This window comes from Sphingomonas sp. NPDC079357 (assembly GCF_044901155.1).
GTDB lineage: Bacteria > Pseudomonadota > Alphaproteobacteria > Sphingomonadales > Sphingomonadaceae > Sphingomonas.
Window position 1 is genome coordinate 121,359 of the sequence record NZ_JBJDOM010000001.1, and the last position, 22,297, is coordinate 143,655.

At 67.6% G+C, this 22,297-nt stretch carries 26 protein-coding genes; 13 read left to right on the forward strand and 13 right to left on the reverse strand.

Features of this window, described 5'->3' with window-relative positions:
• The first annotated feature begins 4 nt into the window (after window positions 1-4).
• Entirely contained in the window at window positions 5-388 is a 384-nt protein-coding gene (locus ACI2JO_RS00490; RefSeq protein ID WP_404718804.1) for a hypothetical protein, read from the forward strand.
• A gap of 125 nt (window positions 389-513) precedes the next feature.
• On the opposite strand, the gene ACI2JO_RS00495 is transcribed toward ACI2JO_RS00490, so the two are convergent.
• Entirely contained in the window at window positions 514-1,221 is a 708-nt protein-coding gene (locus ACI2JO_RS00495) for a glutathione S-transferase family protein (RefSeq protein WP_404718805.1), read from the reverse strand.
• Window positions 1,218-1,502 carry a BolA family protein gene (locus ACI2JO_RS00500; protein ID WP_404718806.1) on the reverse strand — a complete coding sequence of 95 codons (285 nt, stop codon included), beginning with the start codon at window positions 1,500-1,502 and terminating at the stop codon, window positions 1,218-1,220. The genes ACI2JO_RS00495 and ACI2JO_RS00500 overlap by 4 nt, the downstream gene beginning before the upstream one ends.
• Before the next feature lie 90 nt (window positions 1,503-1,592).
• Here ACI2JO_RS00500 and ACI2JO_RS00505 point away from each other — a divergent pair, with 90 nt between their 5' ends.
• On the forward strand, window positions 1,593-2,141 hold the full coding sequence (locus ACI2JO_RS00505; RefSeq protein WP_404718807.1) for a J domain-containing protein: 549 nt from the start codon (window positions 1,593-1,595) through the stop codon (window positions 2,139-2,141).
• A 4-nt stretch (window positions 2,142-2,145) separates the two neighbouring features.
• Here ACI2JO_RS00505 and ACI2JO_RS00510 read toward each other — a convergent pair whose 3' ends face one another.
• The 4 genes from ACI2JO_RS00510 to sdhC form a co-directional block, all read right to left on the reverse strand.
• On the reverse strand, window positions 2,146-2,715 hold the full coding sequence (locus ACI2JO_RS00510) for a ClpP family protease (RefSeq protein ID WP_404718808.1): 570 nt from the start codon (window positions 2,713-2,715) through the stop codon (window positions 2,146-2,148).
• A gap of 164 nt (window positions 2,716-2,879) precedes the next feature.
• Window positions 2,880-4,685 carry a succinate dehydrogenase flavoprotein subunit gene (sdhA, locus tag ACI2JO_RS00515; RefSeq protein ID WP_404718809.1) on the reverse strand — a complete coding sequence of 602 codons (1,806 nt, stop codon included), beginning with the start codon at window positions 4,683-4,685 and terminating at the stop codon, window positions 2,880-2,882.
• Window positions 4,685-5,062 (reverse strand): succinate dehydrogenase, hydrophobic membrane anchor protein, encoded by a 378-nt coding sequence (gene sdhD, locus ACI2JO_RS00520; RefSeq protein ID WP_404718810.1) that lies wholly within the window; start codon window positions 5,060-5,062, stop codon window positions 4,685-4,687. The genes sdhA and sdhD overlap by 1 nt, the downstream gene beginning before the upstream one ends.
• A complete protein-coding gene (sdhC, locus tag ACI2JO_RS00525; protein ID WP_404718811.1) occupies window positions 5,062-5,487 on the reverse strand; it encodes a succinate dehydrogenase, cytochrome b556 subunit in 426 nt (141 codons plus the stop codon). The genes sdhD and sdhC overlap by 1 nt, the downstream gene beginning before the upstream one ends.
• A 184-nt stretch (window positions 5,488-5,671) precedes the next feature.
• Here sdhC and ACI2JO_RS00530 point away from each other — a divergent pair, with 184 nt between their 5' ends.
• The 5 genes from ACI2JO_RS00530 to ACI2JO_RS00550 are packed head-to-tail and all read left to right on the forward strand — an operon-like array spanning window position 5,672 to window position 10,735.
• Entirely contained in the window at window positions 5,672-7,027 is a 1,356-nt protein-coding gene (locus ACI2JO_RS00530; protein ID WP_404718812.1) for a methyl-accepting chemotaxis protein, read from the forward strand.
• A gap of 24 nt (window positions 7,028-7,051) precedes the next feature.
• Window positions 7,052-8,401, forward strand: coding sequence for a methyl-accepting chemotaxis protein (locus ACI2JO_RS00535; protein WP_404718813.1), 1,350 nt, complete (start codon window positions 7,052-7,054; stop codon window positions 8,399-8,401).
• A 28-nt stretch (window positions 8,402-8,429) separates the two neighbouring features.
• Window positions 8,430-9,128 carry an SDR family NAD(P)-dependent oxidoreductase gene (locus ACI2JO_RS00540; protein ID WP_404718814.1) on the forward strand — a complete coding sequence of 233 codons (699 nt, stop codon included), beginning with the start codon at window positions 8,430-8,432 and terminating at the stop codon, window positions 9,126-9,128.
• Window positions 9,118-10,062 carry a 50S ribosomal protein L11 methyltransferase gene (locus ACI2JO_RS00545; RefSeq protein WP_404718815.1) on the forward strand — a complete coding sequence of 315 codons (945 nt, stop codon included), beginning with the start codon at window positions 9,118-9,120 and terminating at the stop codon, window positions 10,060-10,062. The genes ACI2JO_RS00540 and ACI2JO_RS00545 overlap by 11 nt, the downstream gene beginning before the upstream one ends.
• 16 nt (window positions 10,063-10,078) lie before the next feature.
• Complete coding sequence (locus ACI2JO_RS00550) at window positions 10,079-10,735, forward strand: TIGR02117 family protein (protein WP_404718816.1); 657 nt, start codon at window positions 10,079-10,081, stop codon at window positions 10,733-10,735.
• Window positions 10,736-10,837: 102 nt separating this feature from the next.
• Here ACI2JO_RS00550 and ACI2JO_RS00555 read toward each other — a convergent pair whose 3' ends face one another.
• Both ACI2JO_RS00555 and ACI2JO_RS00560 read right to left on the reverse strand, forming a co-directional pair.
• Window positions 10,838-11,194, reverse strand: coding sequence for a hypothetical protein (locus ACI2JO_RS00555; RefSeq protein ID WP_159760654.1), 357 nt, complete (start codon window positions 11,192-11,194; stop codon window positions 10,838-10,840).
• Between the two features lie 37 nt (window positions 11,195-11,231).
• A complete protein-coding gene (locus ACI2JO_RS00560) occupies window positions 11,232-11,450 on the reverse strand; it encodes a hypothetical protein (RefSeq protein ID WP_404718817.1) in 219 nt (72 codons plus the stop codon).
• Window positions 11,451-11,540: 90 nt separating this feature from the next.
• Here ACI2JO_RS00560 and ACI2JO_RS00565 point away from each other — a divergent pair, with 90 nt between their 5' ends.
• Window positions 11,541-12,443 (forward strand): pirin family protein, encoded by a 903-nt coding sequence (locus ACI2JO_RS00565; protein ID WP_404718818.1) that lies wholly within the window; start codon window positions 11,541-11,543, stop codon window positions 12,441-12,443.
• Here the strand turns inward: ACI2JO_RS00565 and ACI2JO_RS00570 are convergent.
• Window positions 12,430-12,609: a DUF4169 family protein gene (locus ACI2JO_RS00570; RefSeq protein WP_404718819.1), complete on the reverse strand. Its 180-nt coding sequence runs from the start codon at window positions 12,607-12,609 to the stop codon at window positions 12,430-12,432. The genes ACI2JO_RS00565 and ACI2JO_RS00570 overlap by 14 nt on opposite strands.
• A gap of 2 nt (window positions 12,610-12,611) precedes the next feature.
• A complete protein-coding gene (nusB, locus tag ACI2JO_RS00575) occupies window positions 12,612-13,067 on the reverse strand; it encodes a transcription antitermination factor NusB (protein WP_404718820.1) in 456 nt (151 codons plus the stop codon).
• Window positions 13,068-13,201: 134 nt separating this feature from the next.
• On the opposite strand from nusB, the gene ACI2JO_RS00580 reads away from it, so the two are divergent.
• A complete protein-coding gene (locus ACI2JO_RS00580; RefSeq protein ID WP_404718821.1) occupies window positions 13,202-13,717 on the forward strand; it encodes a ferritin-like domain-containing protein in 516 nt (171 codons plus the stop codon).
• 63 nt (window positions 13,718-13,780) lie between these two features.
• On the opposite strand, the gene hisD is transcribed toward ACI2JO_RS00580, so the two are convergent.
• Window positions 13,781-15,076: a histidinol dehydrogenase gene (gene hisD / locus ACI2JO_RS00585; RefSeq protein WP_404718822.1), complete on the reverse strand. Its 1,296-nt coding sequence runs from the start codon at window positions 15,074-15,076 to the stop codon at window positions 13,781-13,783.
• Window positions 15,073-15,738 (reverse strand): ATP phosphoribosyltransferase, encoded by a 666-nt coding sequence (gene hisG, locus ACI2JO_RS00590; protein WP_404718823.1) that lies wholly within the window; start codon window positions 15,736-15,738, stop codon window positions 15,073-15,075. Before hisG ends, hisD begins: the two co-directional genes overlap by 4 nt.
• A 46-nt stretch (window positions 15,739-15,784) precedes the next feature.
• On the opposite strand from hisG, the gene ACI2JO_RS00595 reads away from it, so the two are divergent.
• The 4 genes from ACI2JO_RS00595 (at window position 15,785) to ACI2JO_RS00610 (ending at window position 21,927) form a co-directional block, all read left to right on the forward strand.
• Window positions 15,785-16,846, forward strand: a complete 1,062-nt coding sequence (locus ACI2JO_RS00595; protein ID WP_404718824.1) for a DUF2332 domain-containing protein — start codon at window positions 15,785-15,787, stop codon at window positions 16,844-16,846.
• Between the two features lie 128 nt (window positions 16,847-16,974).
• Window positions 16,975-17,853 (forward strand): thiamine-phosphate kinase, encoded by an 879-nt coding sequence (gene thiL / locus ACI2JO_RS00600; protein ID WP_404718825.1) that lies wholly within the window; start codon window positions 16,975-16,977, stop codon window positions 17,851-17,853.
• Window positions 17,854-17,931: 78 nt separating this feature from the next.
• Window positions 17,932-20,112 carry a sodium-translocating pyrophosphatase gene (locus tag ACI2JO_RS00605; RefSeq protein WP_404718826.1) on the forward strand — a complete coding sequence of 727 codons (2,181 nt, stop codon included), beginning with the start codon at window positions 17,932-17,934 and terminating at the stop codon, window positions 20,110-20,112.
• Window positions 20,113-20,319: 207 nt separating this feature from the next.
• A complete protein-coding gene (locus tag ACI2JO_RS00610; RefSeq protein ID WP_404718827.1) occupies window positions 20,320-21,927 on the forward strand; it encodes a DNA methyltransferase in 1,608 nt (535 codons plus the stop codon).
• Between the two features lie 89 nt (window positions 21,928-22,016).
• Here ACI2JO_RS00610 and ACI2JO_RS00615 read toward each other — a convergent pair whose 3' ends face one another.
• On the reverse strand, window positions 22,017-22,262 hold the full coding sequence (locus ACI2JO_RS00615) for a hypothetical protein (protein WP_404718828.1): 246 nt from the start codon (window positions 22,260-22,262) through the stop codon (window positions 22,017-22,019).
• Between the last annotated feature and the right edge of the window lie 35 nt (window positions 22,263-22,297).

Genomic DNA, 22,297 nt, shown 5'->3' on the forward strand with positions numbered 1-22,297 from the left:
GGCGGTGCCATCCCTCGACGTCCAGGACAGCCCCTCCGCGGGGATAACATGGGTCTGCGCGAAGGCCACCGTCGCGATCAACGGGACTTCCACCGGCGCAGCCCCGGACGGCGTCAGCGATCTTGCGGTCGTCGCGGCCACGACCCTGACTTCAGTGGACAGTCTCGCGCCGGCCGACGGTGCCGAGCTTTCCGAAGATAACGATAAGGAAACGCCACCGATCGCGACGATCGGCACCGCCAATGCCAGCGCGGCTTTCACGCTTGCATACCCGCCAAGCTTGAGATCAATCGTCATCTCCGCCCCCGCTCTTTCCTTTGAACAGGCACTGATCTTGACGATTTGTTGGTTAAGAGAAGATCACCGGTTACAGATCTTCGCTATTTGAAATAAGTGTCTGCCGCACACGACGTCAGAAACAACAGTCTTGATTTTTCACGTCCGTCGGACGTTAGACGTGGGCCGCCCGTCGACCCTTGCTGGACAACCGGTCCTGCGTCGACCCCGCCCGCCTCAATCGCCGTCCAGTTCGGGATAATGACGAAAGATGCCGTCGGTGTTGAACGCCACCCGCCGGTCACTCGCCAGATAGGCGGCGATTGCGGGCAGCGCGGCGACCGCGTCGCGTAGCGCCATCAGGCGCGGATAGTACCCGGCGAGCGCCGCCATCCGCCGCGGGAACATGTAGCGCAGCCCTTCGACGATCTGGAACAATGCCGTATCGAACCCGCTCCACGCCGCGCCGGTGACGAACGCACCGTCTTCGGCCCCAGCCGCCGCTTCGAAATGATCGAGGAATTTGGGGATGCGCCTGTTACGGAATTGCGCCGCCGCCCGCACCGCCTCGTCGCGCTGATCGTCGTAATAGGCCATCGGATCGACGGGATGATGCACCGCATGAACCTCCGCGACGAGATCGGCCACCGTCAACTGCAGTTGATGCAGCCAGTAACGCGTCGGCGCGTCACTTGGGCCGATGTCATGGCGATCCTGCACGAACAGCAAGATGTCCGCGACCTGGGCCACGGTCACGTCATCCGCGACCAGATATGGCGGCGCGAACGGCCCGCGCGGGCCGCGGGCCGCCATGTCGCGCATCATCGTTTCCACCCCGTCCTCGCGCGCCCGGTCGCGATAGTCGATACTCGCCGCCTCCAGCACCAGCCGCACGAACTCGCCGCGCCCCTGAATGGTCGGCCAGTACCACAGGTCGTAGCTCATTCGCCCGGCGCAGTGGTCTGGATCGCCAACGCATGGATGCGCTCGGCGAGCAGGTCCGCGAGCGCGCGGTTCACGAGCCGCTGCCGCGCCACCCGCGACTGCCCGACGAACGCCGCGCTTTCCACGATGACGCGGAAGTGGCTCTCGCCGGTGCCGTCATCGCCGAGATGCCCGCGGTGCTGCGCGCTTTCGTTGATGACCTCCAGCCGGGTCGGGGCGAGCGCGGCGGTCAGCCGCTGGGTGATTTCGGCGGCGATCGTGCCGGTAGCGATGTCGTTCATGACACCCCATATAGCGCGTCTTGTGCGTCAAGCGACGAGTGAGTGGTGAAGCCTCAAAACGATCGACCCCATACGCGTTTTCATGGACGGATGGCGGACTCTGACAAACCATGCGCGCATCCCGGTTGTACCGAACCGGGTGAGTTCCGTGCACCCCCGCTGGAGGGCGCCGGCGCGCACGACGGCCCGCCGCGGTTCCGCTGGTTCTGCCTCGACCATGTCCGTGCCTTCAACGCCGGTTACAATTACTTCGACGGCATGACCGCCGATGAGATTCATCAGGCGCAGCGGCCGATGGCCGGCTGGGAAGGCGAGACGCGCGCCTTCTCGCGAACGCGGATGGGCGATCAGGGCCCGCGCTGGGCCGACTTCACCGACCCGCTGGACGCGATCGGCGCCAAATACGCCCGCCCTGCTCCCCGGGCGGACGGCCGCGCGCTCACCGGCGAGGATCGACGGAGCCTCGAAACACTAGGTCTCCCGCACGATGCCGATCGTAGCGCGCTGCGCAAACGCTATTCGGAGCTGGTCCGCCGCTATCATCCCGATCGCAACGGCGGTGATCGCAGCCACGAAGCCGCGCTACGCAAGGTGATCACAGCCTATCAGCAGCTTCGCCGCGCGCCGGCCTTCGCGTGACCGCTCAGATGATGTCGAGGACGAGGCCGAGGTCGCGCGCCTCGGCTGCCTCGATATACCAGTTGTCGGGGGCGCGCTTCTTCAGCTCTTCCAGTGATACCTTGCTGCCGCGCACCAGATCGGCAAACCCTTCTTCCTGAATACGGATCGAGTCCTCGATCTCGTTCAGTTTGGCTTTCAGAACGGGGGCCAGCGTGTTCAGCGGACCGGAGAGCTGGATCGTCGAGTTCATCAGCCGCTCGTGAATCATGATCCGCGAGTTGCGCGTCAGGAAACGCTTGTCGACCGGGAATGCGGACATGAACGTCGCCCCCGCCGAATAAACCGCGACCTTGCCGAGGAATAGCGCCTCGCGCCCGGTATAGTCGCGCAACAGCCGGATTGAATCACCCATCGCGCGCGCCATTTCAGGGTCGCCGCCTAACGTCGTGATCGACACCACGATCGGCCCATCACCGGGAGCGGCGGCAAGCTGATCCTTGAAATTGGCGTACATCACCTCGTCCACGGTACCGTGGAGCTGGATGTGCGGGACCGCGAGCAGCGGATAGGAGTTGGCGTTTTGATCGGTCATGCCGCGCTCAAGCCGCGAACGCGCCGCGAGTTCCGCCGCATCCTGCGTCCTGCCGACGCGGCCGTCGGAACGTCACCTTCGCACACGCTCCGTCGCGGCGGCGACACGCACCGCAGCTCATACAACCCGTCGCCCCGGACGTATGCCGGAGCGACGGTCGTTCCTCAGTAGACCCGCTTCTTGGGCTTGATATACTCGGCGTCGTCGGTGAGCGTGTAATCGTGCACCGGGCGATAATCGATCGCTGTCGCGCCCCCCTTGCCGCCCCATCCATCGAAGGTGGTGATCGTGTGCTTCATCCAGTTCGCGTCGTCGCGCTCGGGGAAGTCCTCGTGCATGTGTGCGCCACGGCTTTCCTTGCGATTCTCGGCGCTCTTCATCGTCACGACCGCCTGGCCGATCAGATTGTCCAGCTCCATCGTCTCGACCAGATCGGTGTTCCAGATCAGCGAACGATCCGCGACGCTGACGTCGTTCATCCCCTGATAGATCGTCTCGATCTTCCCGACGCCCTCGCGCAGCAACTCGCTGTCGCGGAAGACCGCGCAGTGGCGCTGCATCGTGCGCTGCATCTCCGCGCGCAGCTTGGCGGTCGGCGTGCCGCCCTTGGCATGGCGGAAGTGGTCGAGCCGGCCGAGCGCCATCTCTTCCGAGCCCTTGGGCAGCGGATTGTGCGGCGTATTCGGCTTAAGCATTTCCTTGAGCCGCAAGCCGGTCGCGCGCCCGAAGACGACGAGATCGATCAGCGAGTTCGAACCGAGCCGGTTCGCACCGTGCACCGACACGCACGCTGCCTCGCCGACCGCGAACAGCCCCGGCACGACCGTATCCGGATCGCCATCCTTCAGCCGCACGACCTCGCCGTGATAGTTACACGGAATGCCGCCCATGTTGTAATGAACCGTCGGCGTCACCGGCAGCGGCTGCCGCGTCAGGTCGACGCCCGCGAAGATCTTCCCCGTCTCGGTGATCCCGGGAAGCCGCTCGTGCAGCACCTTGGGATCGATATGGTCGAGGTGGAGATAGATGTGGTCCTTGTCCTTGCCGACACCGCGCCCTTCGCGCATCTCCATCGCCATCGAGCGCGCGACGACGTCACGGCTGGCGAGATCCTTGGCGGACGGGGCATAGCGCTCCATGAAGCGCTCGCCCTCGGAGTTGGTCAGATACCCGCCCTCGCCGCGCGCGCCCTCGGTGATGAGCACGCCCGCGCCGTAAATACCGGTCGGGTGGAACTGCACGAATTCCATGTCCTGCAATGCCAGACCCGCGCGCAGCGCCATGCCGTTGCCGTCACCGGTGCAGGTGTGCGCCGAGGTCGCCGACTGGTAGACGCGCCCGCCGCCACCGGTTGCCAGCACGACCGCATGCGCGCGGAAACGGTGGATCGACCCGTCTTCCATGCACAGGGCGATCACGCCGCGGCACTGGCCGTTCTCCATAATGAGATCGAGCGCGAAATATTCGACGTAGAAGTCGGCGTCATACTTCAGGCTCTGCTGGTAAAGCGCGTGAAGCATCGCGTGGCCGGTACGGTCGGCGGCGGCGCAGGTGCGCTGCACCGGCGGGCCCTCGCCCATGTTCTGCATATGCCCGCCGAACGGCCGCTGGTAGATCGTGCCATTGTCGTTGCGGCTGAACGGCACGCCGGCGTGCTCCAGCTCGTAGACCGCAGCCGGCGCCTCGCGGACCATATATTCGATCGCGTCCTGGTCGCCGAGCCAGTCGGAGCCCTTGACGGTATCGTACATGTGCCACGACCAATGGTCCGGCGTGTTGTTGCCCAGCGAGGCGGCGATCCCGCCCTGCGCCGCCACGGTATGGCTGCGGGTCGGAAACACCTTGGTGATGCAGGCGGTCTTCAGCCCGCTCTCGGCGATGCCCATCGTGGCGCGCAGCCCCGAGCCGCCCGCACCCACGACGACCGCGTCATAGGTGTGATCGATGATCTTGTAAGCGTCGGCAGACATCAGGCGGTGGCTCCGAAAGCGACCTTGAGGATCGAGAAGATGGCGATGCCGGCGGTCGCCAGCGTGAAGACGTTGACGAGCACGGTCAGCACGAAACGGCTTTCCCTGTGCGAATAATCCTCGATCACCACCTGGAGGCCGAGCCGGAAGTGATAGAAAACCGAGACGATCAGCAACGTCATCGGGATCGCTGCCCAGGCCGAATGCAGCCACAGCCGCACGGTACCATGATCGTAGGACGGCAACGTCGCGATCGACGCGAGCAACCAGACGATCAGCAGGAAGTTGGTGCCCGCCGTCAGCTTCTGGTGCCACCAATGCTGCGCGCCATGCCCGGCGCTGCCCAGCCCGCGGACGCGGCCGATCTCGGTACCCATTACTTGACCCCCAGATAAAGCCAGAACGCGACCGTGAGCAGCGTCGAGGCGACGAAGGTCAGCAACGCCAGCCGCTGGTTGACCTTCAGCTCGAACGCGGCGCCGGTATCCATCACCAGATGGCGGATGCCGCTCATCATATGCTGGAACACCGACCAGGTCAGCGCGACGCCAACGATCCAGCCCAGCACGTTCAGCGACCCGGTCGAGGTGGTGAACACGTCGAGGAAGACGCCATAGGCCGCCGGACCCGCCGCGATCGCCGCCAGCCACCAGACCAGCAGCAGCGTGCCGACGGTCGCCATGCCGCTACCGGTCGCGCGATGCATGATCGACGCCGTCATCGCCGGGCTCCAGCGATAGTGCAACTGCATGGGTCCGCTGAACAGATGCGGGCTGCGCGGGCGGGCGGGTTTCGAGGCCAAGCGCGAAATTCCTTGAATATGGGCCGGTGCTGGCGAGTTTGCGGCGGTCTATGCGTCCACGGCGCGCGCGATGCAAGCGCGGTGGCCTGATCGGCTCCGGCAAAGTCGGCGCGGCTCCCTAACCCACTGTTAACGGATCGGCGCTACTCCGATGCCGGTCCATCCATAGTGCACGGAGCAGGTGTTGCCCAACGATTTGCCACCGATCGGATCCGTCGCCGCCGCGCTGGATCTCAACGCACGTTTCAACGTGTTCGATCTGGACGGCGAGCTGACGCGCGCCGCGTGTGACGCCTGGGAAACGTTGCGCCCGGAAGCGCGCACGATTGCCGGTGCCTATTGGTCGCACTGGAAGCGCTGCTTCGGCACTGCCGCCAATCACGCCGCCTATGAAAACGAGCGGATGATCGACCTTGGTGTCGCGTTCCTCGAAGATCGCTTTCTGCGCACCCGTGAGCGGTCGTGGATCGAGTCGATCGAGCGTTCGGTGGCATCCGCCTATGCCGCCAACGTCTCGCCCATGGCCTTGCTGGCGATGATCAGTGCCAGCGACCGCGCCGCACTGGGCGTGCTGATGACGAAGGTGGCGCGGGACGATGTCCGCCTGCCTCAACTTATCGACACGCTGATGCGGCTGTCGGCGCTCGAAGGTGAGATCACCGTCGCGATCTATTCGGTATACAGCACGCACAGCGCGCAGGGCGCCCGCGACAAGCTGGCCGCCGATTTCCGCAACGAGATCGCTGCAACGGTCGAGGCGACAACGTACGAGGGGCACAGCCTGCGTTCGCAGGCGTCGGTCGCCTCGTCCTCGGCACGCGGCATGCTGGGAAAGACCAGCGAAGTCGCCGCCGCCGCCGAACAATCCGCCGTCGCGATGCGCGACGCGGCCTCCACCGCCGCCGGTCTGATCCGCGCGATCGAGGACGCGCGCGCCGAGGTCGAGGTCGCCGCCGACGTCGCCACACGCGCTGCGTCGCAGGCCGGCGACGCGGTCGCCGTCTCGGGCGCGCTCAGCGATCACGCCAAGTCGATCGAGTCGATCCTGGGCCTGATCCGCGACATCGCCGGGCAGACCAACCTGCTCGCGCTCAACGCGACGATCGAGGCGGCGCGTGCCGGCGACGCCGGACGAGGCTTCGCGGTGGTGGCGCAGGAGGTAAAGAGCCTCGCCAACCAGACCGCGCGCGCCACCGACGACATCGCTGCCAAGATCGCCGCGATCCAGGCCGCGACCCGCGTGACGGTCGACACCTCCGCCTCGATCCGCAACACGGTAGCCGAGGTGCAGGATTCCGCGACTCGCATCCGTAATGCAATGGAATCGCAGGCGCAGACCGTCACTGCCATCACTGCCGCGGTCGATGAAACCGCGCTCGCCGCCGACTCGATGTCGCACACCATCGCCACGATCCGCAGCGATACCGAAGCGGTCGCCAGCGAGATCGATCAGCTTGGCACCGGCTTCGAATCGCTCGCCAGCCGGCTGGGCGATCTCGACACCCGCGCCGGAAATTTCGCGACCCGCGTCGCGGCCTGACGTTCTTCCGGAGGGATCGTCACCGTGAACACGCTCGTCCACCATGATCTACGTCCGCTTGCGGAGCGAGCGCGCGATTTCGATCCCGACGGCTGCGTGATCGAGAGTTGCGCGCAAATCGCCACGATCCTCGACGCACGGGGTGCCTGGACGGAAGTCGCACAGGATTTCTGGACGCATCTATCTTCGCGCGTCAACGTGCCGGCGCCCGTTCGCGACCTGTCGGGTGCTGAGCGACAGCGGCGGGTGAATACTGCAGTCCGCTACACGCAGTTGCGCTACCGCGAGCCGCTCGGCACCGCGTGGCACGAGATGGTCGCCTCGCAGGTCGACGATTCGCAGGAGGCGGGCATTCCGCTCACCGCATTGCTCTCAAGCCTGTCGGCAGCGCATTGTCGGGTTACGGCGATCGTCGCCGAGGCGGTCGGCGACGATACGCCGCGCCTGCTGCTGCTGGGCAACGCCCTGCTTCGCCTGGCGATGCTCGAATCCGATCTGTTGACCACGCAGCTCGGCGTGATCGGTGTTGCCCGCGCGCGTGCGCAACGCGCCGAGCACGCCGCCGCCTTCCGCGCGCGGATCGGCACGGGGATCGATTCGATTGCGGCACGCGGCCGGGTGGTGCGCGACCGCGCCCGCTCGACCGGCGAGGCGGCGAGCGGCATGATCGACAAGACGCGCGAAGTCTCGGTCGCGGCCGAGCAGTCGGCGCTGGCGATGCGCGATGCCGCTTCGACCGCCGCCGGGCTGATCAACGCGATCGGCAGCGTTCAGCGGGACATGCAGGTCGCCACCCGTACGCTTACCGCCGCAATCGATCAGGCAGAGGGAGCTGTGGCGGCGTCGGCGGCGCTCGACGAGCACGCCACGTCGATCGAGTCGATCCTCGGCCTGATCCGCGACATCGCCGGGCAGACCAACATGCTCGCGCTCAACGCGACGATCGAGGCGGCGCGCGCCGGTGATGCCGGCCGCGGTTTCGCGGTCGTGGCGCAGGAGGTGAAGAGTCTCGCCAACCAAACGGCCCGCGCCACCGACGACATCGCCGCCAAGATCGCCGCGATCCAGGCCGCGACCCGCGTGACGGTCGAGAAATCCGCCTCGATCCAGACCAGTATCGAGCACCTGCGCGGTGCCGCCACGCAGATCAACGACTCGATGTTCGAACAGGCGCGCACCGTCACCGCGATCACGGCTGCGGTGGACGAAACGGCACTGACCGCCGACTCGATGTCGCACACGATCGCCGCGATCCAGGCGGGCACGCAAACCCTCGCCGGCGAGGTCGATTCACTCGGCCAGTCGTTTGAGATGATCGCGCAGCGTTTCGAGACACTGCGCGCCGAAGCGGACGGCTTCGCCAACGTAGCCTGATCATCGCGGTGTCGTTACAGACACCGCCATGACGAACATCCTCATCACCGGCGCGAGCCGTGGCATCGGCGCCGCGATCGCCGAGGCGCTGGCCGTGATCCCCGACGTGGTGGTCGCGGGACAGGGCACCAGCAGCGGCATCGCCGTCGATTTTGCCGACCCCGCCGCGCCCGACGCGCTCTGGGCCGAGGCGCTTGAGCGGCTCGACGGGCGGATCGACGTGCTCATCAACAATGCGGGCGTGTTCGAGGCCAATCCGCTCGATGCCGACGATGCCGACTGGCTCGCCGGCTGGGAGCGGACGCAGCGCATCAACCTGACCGCCGCCGCGCAGCTTTCGCGCCACGCCGTCCGCCACTGGCAGGGCAATGGCGGCGGGCGGCTGATCAACGTCGCGAGCCGCGCCGCCTATCGCGGCGACTCGCCCGCACACTGGCATTATGCCGCCGCCAAGGCCGGGCTGGTCGCGATGACCAAGACGATCGCGCGCGGCTATGCCCGCGACAATATTCTCGCCTTCGCGATCTGCCCGGGTTTTACGATGACCGGCATGGCCGACGATTATCTCGCCAGCCGCGGCGGCGACAAATTGCTCGCCGACATCCCGCTCGGCCGCGTCGCGCAACCCGAGGAAGTCGCCACGCTTGCGCGCTTCTGCGCGATCGACGCCCCGCCGTCGATGACCGGCGCGGTCCTCGACATCAACGGGGCCAGCTATGTCCGCTGATATCGACAGCTGGCGCGTCACCCTCCCCTGCACCCGCGCCGAGGCGGAGGCGATCGACGCCGCCGACGATTTGGCGATCGACGCGGTGCTGATGACCACCGAGGAGGTCGAGGACGACCGCGAGCATTGGCGGCTCGACGCGTATTGCGAGCATGAGCCCGATGCCGCGATGCTCGCCGCACTCGCCGCTTTGGTGCCGAGCGCGGCGGGCACCGTGCCGACCGTCACCCCGCTCACCGCGCAGGATTGGGTGACGATGAGCCAGGCCGGGCTCGAGCCGATCCGCGAGGGCCGCTTTGTCGTCCACACCAGCGCGCATCCGGTCGATCCGCCCGAGGGTGGCCGCGCCTTCCTGATCGACGCCGGGCAAGCCTTCGGCACCGGGCATCACGCCACCACCTCGGGCTGCCTCGCGATGCTCGACGGACTGGCTGACCGTCCCGTCACCAACGCGATCGATCTCGGCACAGGCACCGGACTGCTCGCCTTCGCCGCCGCGCATCTCTGGCCCGCAGCGTCGATCACGGCCACCGACATCGACCCCGCCGCGATCGACGTCACCCGCGAGAACATGGCCGCGAACCATGTCGACGGCATCGAGCTGATCGTCGCCGACGGTGCCTTGTCGGAGGCGATCGCCGCGCGCGCGCCCTACGACCTGCTGATCGCCAACATCCTCGCCGGCCCGCTGATCTCGATGGCCCCCGAAGTTGCCGCGATCGCCACGCCGCATGCCGCGATCGTGCTCGCCGGGTTGCTGGAAACCCAGCGCGCCGAGGTCGAGCGCGCGTTCACCGCCTGCGGCTGCACGGTCGAGGCGGTCGATCGTCGTGGCGACTGGTCGATCCTGCGGCTGACCGCCGGAGCGGAGCGTTACGTCCCCACCCGCCCGATCGATCCGAAGGGCCGCGACGGCTGGGCGCTCGACCTGTGACATGGTGCCGCGGGCGGTGAAACGGATCGCGACACTTGCCGCACGCGCGCTCGGCGTGCTCGCGGTCGTTGCCTTCATCTACCTGCTCGCCGGCACCGCGCTTTCGACGATCCCGCGCAATCGCGACTGGCAGCCGCCGACGACGGGCGGGGTGACTATCTGGATCGAGGACAATGGCGTCCATACCGGCATCGTGATGCCCAAGGTCGCCGCTGGCGTCGACTGGCGAGACGACTTCCCCGCCGCCGATCTTCCCGACCCGCGCTATGCCGCGAACGACCATGTCGCAGTCGGCTGGGGCGAGCGAAATTTCTTCCTTGGCACCCCGACCTGGTCGGATGTGCGCCCTGCCACCGTTTTGCACGCGGCTTTCGGCAGCGACGAAACGCTGCTCCACGTCGAACACATCCCCCGCCCGCAGGTAACGACGGACGCACGCGCGGTCGTCTTACGCCCTGACGAATACCGCCGCCTCGCCGCCACGATCCGCGCCACTCGCGCAAGCGGTGCTGCGATACGAGGCTATGCCAGCTACGACGCCTTCTACCGCGCGTCAGGCCGCTACGACGCGATCAGGACTTGCAACGCATGGACCGGCGACCGCCTCGCGAACGCCGGGGTCCGCGTCGGCTGGTGGACGCCGTTCTCGGCGTCCGTGATGCAGTGGTTCTAAGGTAATTCACACGGGCGACCAAACCCGGTCGCCCTGAGCCTGTCGACGGACGTGCGATATGGCACGTCCTTCGACAGGCTCAGCACCAGCGGGTGCAACCCCTCACCCGTTCGACGACCCTGTCTGATTCGCCATCTCGCCACGCGTCGCCGCCAGCGTCGGCGCCGGACCGGTCGCCGGTCGCAGCCCTTCACGCTCCGACGCCGGCACCGGCGCGGTCGGATCGGGACGGAACGCCTCCGGCGCGCGCGTGGAGCCGGGCGTCGGCGCGTCGGCCGCGAGATCCGGCGCATCATGCTCGGCATTGCCAGTCGGCAGGAAGCGGTCGAGCCATCCCATGCCGAACGCCGCGCCCACGCCAGCGATCACCGCGCCGACCGCGCTCGCTGCGACGATCGCCCGTGTCCGCCGGGCTTCCTGCGCCTTCACGGCGCGCGATTGCTGCTTTTTCTTGGTCATGGTCACTCTAACCCTTCCATCGGGGTCCGCGTTCCCGTCACGCCAATGCCGGCTCGCGCACCGGCAACGGCGTGCCCGTGTCTCCGTCCAGCCCGCGCGCGGTCAGCATGTCGAGCGCCGTCGTCGCCGCCACGAACGCGATCATGCCCCAGATCGCGCGGTTGCGCGGCGAGCGACTCCCGGCAAGCGCCAGCGAGAACAGCCCCAGCCCAACAATCAACCTCTTATAATGATTATCGATTCTCCCGCGGATCATCATCCGGGCGGCTCAACCGCCCCCGTTCCGGCCGGTTCCGCACACGCGACTTCGCTGCTAAGCGGCCGGAAACGCTGACGGAGGAAGCGCATGTCGACCCGCGACGATCTGGTGCTGCAGACGCTGGAGCCCGCCACCCACGACCTTGGCGGCTTCAAGGTCTATCGCACCTTGCCGCATCGTGATCGGACGATGGTCGGCCCGTTCCTGTTCTTCGATCAGATGGGGCCAGCGCACCTTCCACCCGGCAACGGCGTCGACGTGCGTCCGCACCCGCATATCGGGCTGTCGACCGTCACCTATCTGTTTGAAGGCGCCTTCCAGCATCGCGACTCGCTCGGCAGCGACATCCGCATCACGCCGGGCGCGGTAAATCTGATGACCGCCGGCGCGGGGATCGTCCACTCGGAACGCTCGCCCGACGACGTGCGCATCGATGGCCCGCGGCTCGACGGCATTCAGACCTGGCTCGCGCTCCCCGACGGACAGGAGGATCGCGCCCCCGCCTTCGAGCATGTCGCCGCCGAAAAGATGCCGGTGATCGACGCGCATGGCGCGACCGCCCGCGTCGTGATGGGTTCGCTCTGGGGCGCGACCTCGCCGGTCACGGCCTATGCCGAGACGATCTACGCCGACATCGTGCTCGCGCCCGGCGCGGCAGTGCCGATCGACGACAGCACCGACGAACGAGCGATCTATCTGGCCAGCGGTGACGCGACGCTCGACGGCCTCGCGCTCGAACCGCAGCGACTTTATGTGCTGCGCCCCGGCATCGCCGCGACGCTCTCCTCGCAGCACGGCGGCCGAGCGATGCTGGCGGGTGGCGCGGCGTTCGCGACCCCGCGGCATGTATGGTGGAATTTTGTCCACTCCTCGCGCGACGCGATCCGCGAGGCCAAACGCGCGTGGAAGGCCGGCGAATTCGCCAGCGTCCCCGACGACAGCGAATGGATCCCGCTGCCCGAGGTCCCGAAGACCGTCAGCTATCCGTGAGTTTGGCGCCGTCGAGCAGCGCGTCCTTGCGCGCCTGCTCAACGGCATCGGCGGCTTTCTCCGCCTTGGTCCGTCCGAACGCGGCGCGGTTGGCGGCGGCCTGTGTCTCCTTCGCGGCGCGCGCTCTGGTCTTGCGCGCCTGTTTGAAGGAGACGACCTCACCCATGGTCAGGCGCGGACCTGCTTGCTGATCGCGTCGAGCAGGCCGTTGACGAACCCCGCCTCGCGCTTCTGATAGAAAGCGTGCGCGACATCGACATAGGAGCTGATCGCCGCGCCCACCGGCACGTCTGCGCGCGCCAGCAGTTCGTAGGCGCCCGCCCGCAGGATCGCCTTCATCGGCTTGTCGAGCCGCTCCAGCGTCCAGCCAGCACTCAGCTTGCCCTCGACCAGCACGTCGATCTCGCCGGCGCGCGCGGTGACGCCCGTCACCAGATCGTCGAAGAAGGTGACGTCGGCCTCGGCATATTCGACATCCTCGATCGTCGCGCCCAGCCGGTGCTGGTGGAATTCGTGGAGCAGCACGGGGACGGCGGTGCCCTCCATCTCATGCTGATAGAGCGCCTGGACGGCGGCGAGGCGCGCGGCGGCGCGGGCCTTGGTTCGAGCAGCGGTGCGGGACATAGGCCGCGCGCCATAGTCGCTTAGCGCGCGCTCGTCACCCCCTGGCGCGCGACTGACCTCGATCAGCGAGTTTGTCCGCAACGCTCGCGTCGGCCTCTCGTTCGGTCAGCGACGCTCAATTGAGGAGATGGAACATGGGCCTGTTCACCAAAGATATCGCGACGCTTGAGGATTTGTTCCTGCACCAGTTGCAGGACATTTATTATGCCGAGAACCAGATCACCAAGGCGCTGCCCAAGATGATCGACAAGGCGACCGCGCCCGAGCTGAAGAAGGGCTTCGACAACCACCTTCGCGAAACCGAAGGCCAGATTGCGCGACTGGAACAGGTGTTCGAGGCGCTCGACCAGAAGGCGAAGGCGGTCACCTGTCCGGCGATCGACGGCATCATTAAGGAAGCCAACGAGGTCGCAGGCGAGATCGCCGACAAGGCGGTGCTCGACGCGGCACTGATCGCCTCGGCGCAGGCGGTCGAGCATTACGAGATCACGCGCTACGGCACGCTGATTGCCTGGGCGAAGCAGCTCGGCCACGACAATGTCGTGTCGCTGCTACAGGCGACGCTCAACGAGGAAAAGGCCACCGACGACAAGCTGACGACGCTCGCCGAGAAGAAGCTGAACAAAAAAGCCGAACTCGCCAGCGCGTGATTTGAGGCGGGAGGGCCCGCCCCTCTCGCTTGTCGCCCCTGCGCAGGCAGGGGCGACGCTGCGCTATCGATTGCTCCGTATCCGCAACGCCACCGACTGCGCATGCGCTGGCAACCCTTCTGCCCGCGCCAGTGCGATCGTCGCCGGCCCCAGCTCGTTCAGCGCCGTCTCGTCGAGTTGCAGGAAGCTGGTCCGCTTCATGAAATCGCTCACCCCCAGCCCGCTCGCGAACCGCGCGCGACGCCCGGTCGGCAGCACATGGTTCGGCCCCGCGACATAATCCCCGATCGCCTCCGGCGTATGCCGCCCGAGGAACGCCGACCCGGCGTGCCGCAACAGGTCAAAAAACGCCTGCGGATCGTCGCACGCCAATTCGACATGCTCGGGCGCGAGCCGGTCGACCAGCGGCATCGCCGCCTCCAGCGACGGCACGATCACGATCGCGCCATTGTCCTCCCATGCCACCCGCGCGACCGCCTGCGTCGGCAATGCCTGCAACTGCCGTTCGACCGCTTCGGCGACCCGATCGGCAAAGGCGGCATCGTCGGTGAACAGGATCGACTGGGTGGTCGTGTCATGCTCGGCTTGGCTCAGCAGATCCGCGGCGATCCATTCGGGATCGTTCGCGCCATCGGCGACGACGACGATCTCGCTCGGCCCTGCGACCATGTCGATCCCGACCACGCCATACACCTGCCTTTTGGCCTCCGCGACCCACGCATTGCCCGGCCCGGTCACGACATCGACCCGCGCGATCCGCTCGGTGCCATAGGCGAGCGCCGCAACCGCCTGCGCGCCGCCGACCCGCCACACCTCGTCCGCCCCGACGAGATGTGCCGCAGCGAGCACCAGCGGATTGACTTCGCCGTCCGGTGTCGGCGTCACCACCACCAGCCGCTCGACCCCCGCGACCCGCGCCGGGATCGCGTTCATCAGCAAGGTCGAGGGATAGGCCGCGCGCCCACCCGGAACATAGACGCCCGCCGCGTCGACCGCGCGCCACCGTGCGCCGAGCCGCACCCCCGCCGCATCGGTGTAGCTAACGTCCTCGGGCCGCTGCTTCTCGTGATAGGCGCGGATGCGCGTCGCCGCCAGTTCCAGCGCCGCGCGTAATTCCGGCTCCAGCCCGTCGAACGCCGCCGCGCACGCCGCCGCATCGACCCGCCACCCGGTCTCGTTCAGGTCATGTCGGTCCAGCTTCTGCGTGAAGGCGTGAAGCGCCGCATCGCCCTCGTCGCGCACCGCGCGCACGATCGTCGCCACGTCGCGCGCGACGTCGCTTGCCGCCTCGCGCCGCGCGTCGACGAGGCTCGCGAAGCGCGCCGCGAAATCGCCGTCCTGCGTGTCGAGCCGGATCATGCCGCCACCGCCGCGCGGAACGCCTCGACCAGCGGGAAGACATGCGCGCGCGTCTTCATCGCCGCCCGGTTGACGATCAACCGCGCCGACACCTCCATGATCCGCTCCACCTCAACCAGCCCATTTTCCTTCAGCGTCTTGCCCGACGACACCAGATCGACGATCCGCGTGGCCAGCCCCAGCGTCGGTGCCAGCTCCATCGCGCCGTTCAGCTTGATGCACTCCGCCTGCACCCCGGCGCGCGCAAAATGCTGCGCGGTAACGTGCGGATATTTGGTCGCGACCCGCACATGGCTCCACCCGCGCGGATCGTCGTTCATCGCCATGTCGGCGGGCTCGGCGATCGAGAGCCGGCAATGGCCGATGTTCAGGTCGACCGGCGCATACAGCTCGGCATAGTCGAACTCGGCGAGCACGTCCGACCCGACGATCCCCAGTTGCGCCGCGCCATGCGCGACGAAGGTGGCGACGTCGAACGCGCGGACGCGGATCAGCTCGATCCCGTCGCGATCGGTGCGAAAGCGCAGCGCGCGGCTTTTCTCGTCGCCGAACGCCGGCTCGGGGACGATCCCGGCGCGCGCGAGCAGCGGCAGGGCTTCTTCGAGGATGCGCCCCTTGGGAACAGCGATGACGATCGGGTTGGGGATAGGCGGCTCGGACATGCGCGCGGCTTTACGAAGGCACTGCGACCGGCGCAATGAGGCGCGCATGGCAGACGAGTCGACCAACCGCGCCGCCTTCGAGGTCCAGGCGCAATATTGCGACGCGATGGCCGCGCCGCAGACCGCCGCTTTGTGCCGCGCGCTCGCCCGCGTGCTGACCCGCGACACCGCAACCGGCGCACGGCTGCTCGACTGGCCGGGCGAGCCGGTCGCCGACGCGACCGTGCTGCGCATCGTCGGCGGTCTTCACGCGCTTGCCCGCCGCGGCGTCGCCGCCCCCTTCGCCGCCGACGACGCGACGCTCGCGACGATCCTCGCCACCCACGATGCCGCGCTGCTGCCGTGGCTCGATGGCCCGCCGCAGACCAACGAGGCGCAGCGCTCGGCGGGGCTGATGACCGGCCTGCTCCACGTCGCCGCCGCGCACGGTCCGCGCATCGAGGTCCTGGAGATCGGCTCCAGCGCCGGGCTCAACCTGCTGATCGACCGAATGCGCTTCGATCTCGGCGGGGTGCACGTCGGCCCTGCCGACTCGCCGCTCGCGATCGTCCCCGACTGGCGCGGCCCGCCCCCACCGGCCGCGCCGATCGAGATCACCCGCACCCGCGGTGTCGACATCGCCCCGGTCGACGTCCGCGATCCGGCGCAGGCGGAGCGGCTCGCCGGCTATGTCTGGGTCGACAATCACGAACGCCTCGCGCGCCTTTCCTCTGCCCTCGACATGGTTCGCGCGCGCGCGGTCGATCTGGTGCAGGGCGACGCCGCCGACTGGGTCGAGGCGCGCCTCGCCGAGCCGCAGGAGGAGGGCGTCACGCGCGTGCTGATGCACTCGGTGGTCTGGCAGTACCTTCCCGCCACCTCACGCGACCGCATCCGCACCGCAATGTCCGCAGCCGGTGCCCGCGCCACCGCGGAACGCCCGCTCGGCTGGGTGATGATGGAGCCCAACCGCGACCTGCATCGCCACGAGGTGCGCGTACAATATTGGCCGTCGGAGCAGCCGATGCAGCTGGTCGCGCTCACCCATGCCCACGGCGCATGGGTCGAGGGGCTGCCCGCACCCTATGAGACCCGCGACTATGTCATGCGCCGCGGTGCCTATGAGTGACACCGTCCCAACGTCATTCCCGCGAAGGCGGGAATCCAGACGCGCGGGTCTTCGCAAAAGTCACAAACGTCAGAGATTCTGGATGCCCGCCTGCGCGGGGATGACGATGGTGGGCGGGCGGTAATCACATGACCGAAGCCGACTTCCTCGCCCGTCTCCGCACGCTCCCGCTCCACCCCGGCGCGCGCGGGCTCACCGACGACACCGCCACGCTCGCCGGCCTCACCATCACCACCGACACGCTGGTCGAGGGCATCCACTTCCTCCCCACCGACCCGCCGCAAGATGTCGCGTGGAAGCTTGTCGCCACCAACCTCTCCGACCTCGCCGCCAAAGGCGCGTTGGTCGAAGGCATCCTCCTCAACTACCCGCTCCGCGACGCGGCATGGGACGCCGCCTTCCTCGACGGCCTTGCCGGCGTGCTGACCGAACTAGACTGCCTGCTCCTTGGCGGCGATACGGTGACGCTCCCCCCGAACGCCCCCCGCATCCTCACCGTCACTGCCTTCGGCCGCGACGCCCCCGCCCCGCCGCGCTCGGGCGCGAAGGCCGGCGACGCGCTTTACGTCACCGGCACGATCGGCGACGCCGGTGCCGGGCTCGCCATCGCCCGCGCCGGCACCGGCGACGCCGTGCTGCTCGCCCGCTATCGCCGACCGGTCCCACGCCTCGCCGAAGGCCGCGCGCTCGCCTGGCAGGTCCATGCGATGATGGACGTCTCCGACGGCCTGCTGATCGACGCCGCGCGCATGGCCGCCGCCAGCGCGCTCGCGGTCACGATCGACCTCGCCGCCGTCCCGCTCGCGCCCGGCGTCACCGACCCGCTCGCCGCCGCCACTGCCGGCGACGACTACGAGCTGCTGTTCGCCGCCCCTGTCGACCGCGCGCTGCCCGTCCCCGCCACCCGCGTCGGCAGCTTCGCACCCGGCACCGGGCTGACGTTGACGCAGGATAGCCGAACGGTCCCGCTCCCCGCGTCGCTCGGCTACCAGCACGGGTTGCGCTGACGCGGCCACCTGTTAGCCTCGCCTCCCGCGCGACGTACCGGCGACAGACCGGACGCGCCACAAGGAGGGATGAAGGGCATGACGATCGTCTATCTTGCCATCGTCTGCGGCCTGATCGCCGTACTCTATGGCTTCGTGACCAGTCGACAGGTGTTGTCCGCTTCGCCGGGCAACGAGCGGATGCAGGATATCGCCGCCGCCATCCAGGAGGGCGCACGCGCCTATCTCGGGCGGCAATATACCACCATCGCGATCGTCGGCGGCGTCGTCGCGGTCGTGCTCTTCGCCACCCTGGGCACGTTGTCGACGATCGGCTTCGTCATCGGCGCGCTTTTGTCGGGGCTCGCGGGCTTCGTCGGCATGAACATCTCGGTGCGCGCCAACGTCCGCACCGCCGAGGCGGCACGCGGCTCGCTGCAAGGCGGGCTGACGATGGCGTTCCGCTCCGGCGCGATTACGGGCATGCTCGTCGCCGGGCTCGGGCTGCTCGCGATCGCGCTGTTCTTCTGGTATCTCACCGGCCCATCCAACCTCCTCCCCAACGACCGCGCGATCATCGAGGCGTTGACCGCGCTGGCGTTCGGCGCGTCACTGATCTCGATCTTCGCGCGGCTCGGCGGCGGGATCTTCACCAAGGCCGCCGACGTCGGCGCCGATCTGGTCGGCAAGGTCGAGGCCGGCATCCCCGAGGACGATCCCCGCAACCCCGCGGTGATCGCGGACAACGTCGGCGACAATGTCGGTGACTGCGCGGGCATGGCCGCCGATCTGTTCGAAACCTATGTCGTGACGCTCGGCGTGACGATGGTGTCGATCGCGCTGCTGATCCAGGCGAGCCCCGCCGAGCTGATGCGGCTGATGAGCCTGCCGCTCGCGATCGGGGGCGTGTGCATCATCACCTCGATCATCGGCACCTATATGGTCCGGCTCGGGCGCGGCTCGATCATGGGCGCGCTCTACAAGGGCTTCTGGACCTCGGCGCTGCTGTCGGTGCCCGCGATCTGGGCGGTGACGCAATGGACGCTCGGCGACATGCACAAGGTAATCGGCGGCGCGGGCTTCCTCGACGCCGACCACGACGCCGCCTTCGACGCGATCACCACCGGCAGCGCCGATGCCGCGACCGCCGGCGTTCCCGCCGCGACGGCGTTCACCGGCACCGACCTGTTCTGGTGCATGATGATCGGGCTCGCCGTGACCGGGCTGATCGTCTGGATCACCGAATATTACACCGGCACCAACTATCGCCCGGTCAAGTCGATCGCCAAGGCGAGCGAAACCGGCCACGGCACCAACGTCATCCAGGGCCTGGCGATCAGCCTTGAGGCAACCGCGCTGCCGACGATTGTGATCGTCATCGCGGTGATCGCCGCCTACAAGCTCGCGGGAATCATCGGCATCGCCTTCGCCGCGACCGCGATGCTCGCGCTCGCCGGCATGGTCGTCGCGCTCGACGCTTACGGCCCTGTCACCGACAATGCCGGTGGCATCGCCGAAATGGCCGGTCTGGAGGACGAGGTCCGCGAACGCACCGACGCGCTCGACGCGGTCGGGAACACCACCAAGGCAGTGACCAAGGGCTATGCGATCGGCTCGGCGGGACTGGCCGCGCTAGTGCTCTTCGGCGCCTACACCACCGACCTGAAAACCTACTTCCCCGATCTCACCGTCGATTTCTCGCTCAGCAACCCCTACGTGATCGTCGGGCTGCTGCTCGGCGCGCTGCTCCCCTATCTGTTCGGCGCGTTCGGGATGACCGCGGTCGGTCGTGCGGCCGGTGCCGTCGTCGAGGAAGTCCGCGAGCAATTCCGCGACAATCCCGGCATCATGCAGGGCACCAGCCGCCCGAATTACGGCCGCACCGTCGACCTCGTCACCCGCGCCGCGATCCGCGAGATGATCGTGCCGTCATTGCTCCCGGTGCTATCGCCGATCGCGCTCTACTTCATCGTCCGCGCGGTCGACGGGCAGGCGAGCGGCTTCGCGGCGCTCGGTGCGATGCTGCTCGGCGTGATCGTCTCCGGCCTGTTCGTCGCGCTGTCGATGACCAGCGGCGGCGGCGCATGGGACAATGCCAAGAAGTACATCGAGGACGGCAACCACGGCGGCAAGGGTTCGGAGGCGCACAAGGCCGCGGTCACCGGCGACACGGTCGGCGATCCGTACAAGGACACCGCCGGCCCCGCGGTCAATCCGATGATCAAGATCACCAACATCGTCGCGCTGCTGCTGCTGGCGGCCTTGGCAGGCCACGGCTGAGCCTCGCGCCAACGTCATTCCCGCGCAGGCGGGGATCCAGACGCGCGGTCCTCCGATAAGGCGCGAGACCTGCGTTTCTGAATCCCCGCCTCCGCGGGGATGACCTTGGTGGCAGATTGATCCATTCTTGCCGCATTCGGCCGCCTACCGTCAAAACGGCCCCACCTCACCGCGACAACCCCGCCGCACCCCGCTCCAGTCGCGCTTATGTCCAGCGCGAACCGACCCACCAACCACCTCTATTACGGCGACAACCTCGACGTCCTCCGTCGCGAGATCGGCGATGCCTCGATCGACCTCGTCTACCTCGACCCGCCGTTCAACTCGAACGCCAGCTACAACATCCTCTTTCGCTCGCCGACCGGCGACAGCGCCGACGCCCAGATCGAAGCCTTCGAGGATACGTGGCGCTGGAACGACCGCGCCGAGGACGCCTTCGATCAGGTCGCGCGCAGCGGCCACACCAAGGCGTTCGACCTGCTCAACGCAATGCGCACGTTCCTCGGCGAGAACGACATGATGGCGTATCTGGCGATGATGGCGGTGCGCGTGATCGAGCTGCACCGCGTGCTCAAGCCGACCGGAAGCCTCTACCTTCACTGCGATTCAACCGCGAGCCATTACCTCAAATTGCTGCTCGACGGCGTGTTCGGGGCCGAGCGCTATCGCAATGAGGTCATCTGGAAGCGCACCACCGCGCACGCCGACGGCGGACGCTGGGGCCGCAACCTCGATACGCTGCTGTTCTATACGCGCGGTGCCGATTACGTCTGGCACCCGCCCTACACCGCCTATGATGCCGACTATGAAGCGCGCTTTCGCCAGCGCGACCCCGACGGTCGGCGCTGGATGGACGACAACCTTACCGCCAAGGGGCTGTCGGGCGGCGGCTACACCTACGAGTATAAAGGCGTAACCTCGCTGTGGCGGATGCCCGAGGAGACGATGCGCCGCCTCGACGCCGAAGGCCGGCTCCACTTCACGCGCAGCGGGGGCATCCGCCTCAAACGCTATCTCGACGAGGCGAAGGGGATGCCGGTGCAGGCGTTATGGGCCGACATCCCCGCGCTCAACTCACAGGCGCAGGAGCGGCTCGGCTATCCGACGCAAAAGCCGCTCGCCCTGCTGGAGCGGATCATCGCCGCCTCGTCGAACGAAGGTGACGTCGTGCTCGACCCGTTCTGCGGCTGCGGCACCGCGGTCCACGCCGCGCAGAAGCTCGACCGGCAATGGATCGGGATCGACGTCACGCATCTCGCCATCTCGCTGATCGAGAAGCGGATGCAGGCCGCCTTCCCCGGCGTCGCCTTTACCGTCGAAGGCACGCCACGCGACCTCGCCTCCGCCGAAGACCTCGCCCGCCGCGACAAATATCAGTTCCAATGGTGGGCGGTCTCGATGGTCGACGCCATGCCCTACGCCAGCCGGAAGAAAGGGGCCGATGGCGGCGTCGATGGTATCATCTATTTCAAGCCCGATGGCCGCCGCACCGAGCGTGCGCTGGTGTCGGTGAAGGGCGGCGACCATGTCGGCGTGACGATGATTCGCGACCTCCATTCGGCGATGATCCGTGAGAAGGCCGCCGCCGCGGTCTTCGTCACCAAGGTCGCCCCCTCGCGCCCGATGGAAAAGGAAGCCGCCGCTGCAGGCCGCTTCACCGCCGCCGCGACCGGAAAAAGCTATCCGCGGGTGCAGATCATCACTTTGGCCGAGCTGTTCGCCGGCCGCCGCCCCGACCTGCCCTATGTGGACCCCACCGCCGCATTCCGTCAGGCTCCGCGCGAAAGCACCGTCCGGCAGGGGTCGCTACTCTGATCCGTCGCCTCGGACTTGATCCGGGGCCCAGCTTCTCTTCCAGGCGTGAATGAAAAGCGGGACCTCGGATCGAATCCGGGATCACCAGATCACTTCTTGTCAGCCGCCCCGTCGATCGCCGACCCGGCCTTGTCCGCGGTGCTCTCGACGCTCTTCGCTGCCGAGGTGATCGCATTGTTCTTCGCGGTCTCGCTGTCGCCACGCGCGATCATGAAATAGGCGGCAACCGCCACCACGATCAGCACCGCCAGCCCGATCAGCAACCCGCCACCACCGCCGCTGCGGCGCTCAATGATCGTGGTGTGCGGGGTCTGCGTTACGCGATCGTCACTCATGGCTCTCTCCCTTTCGTTGGATGAGGCCATGAATG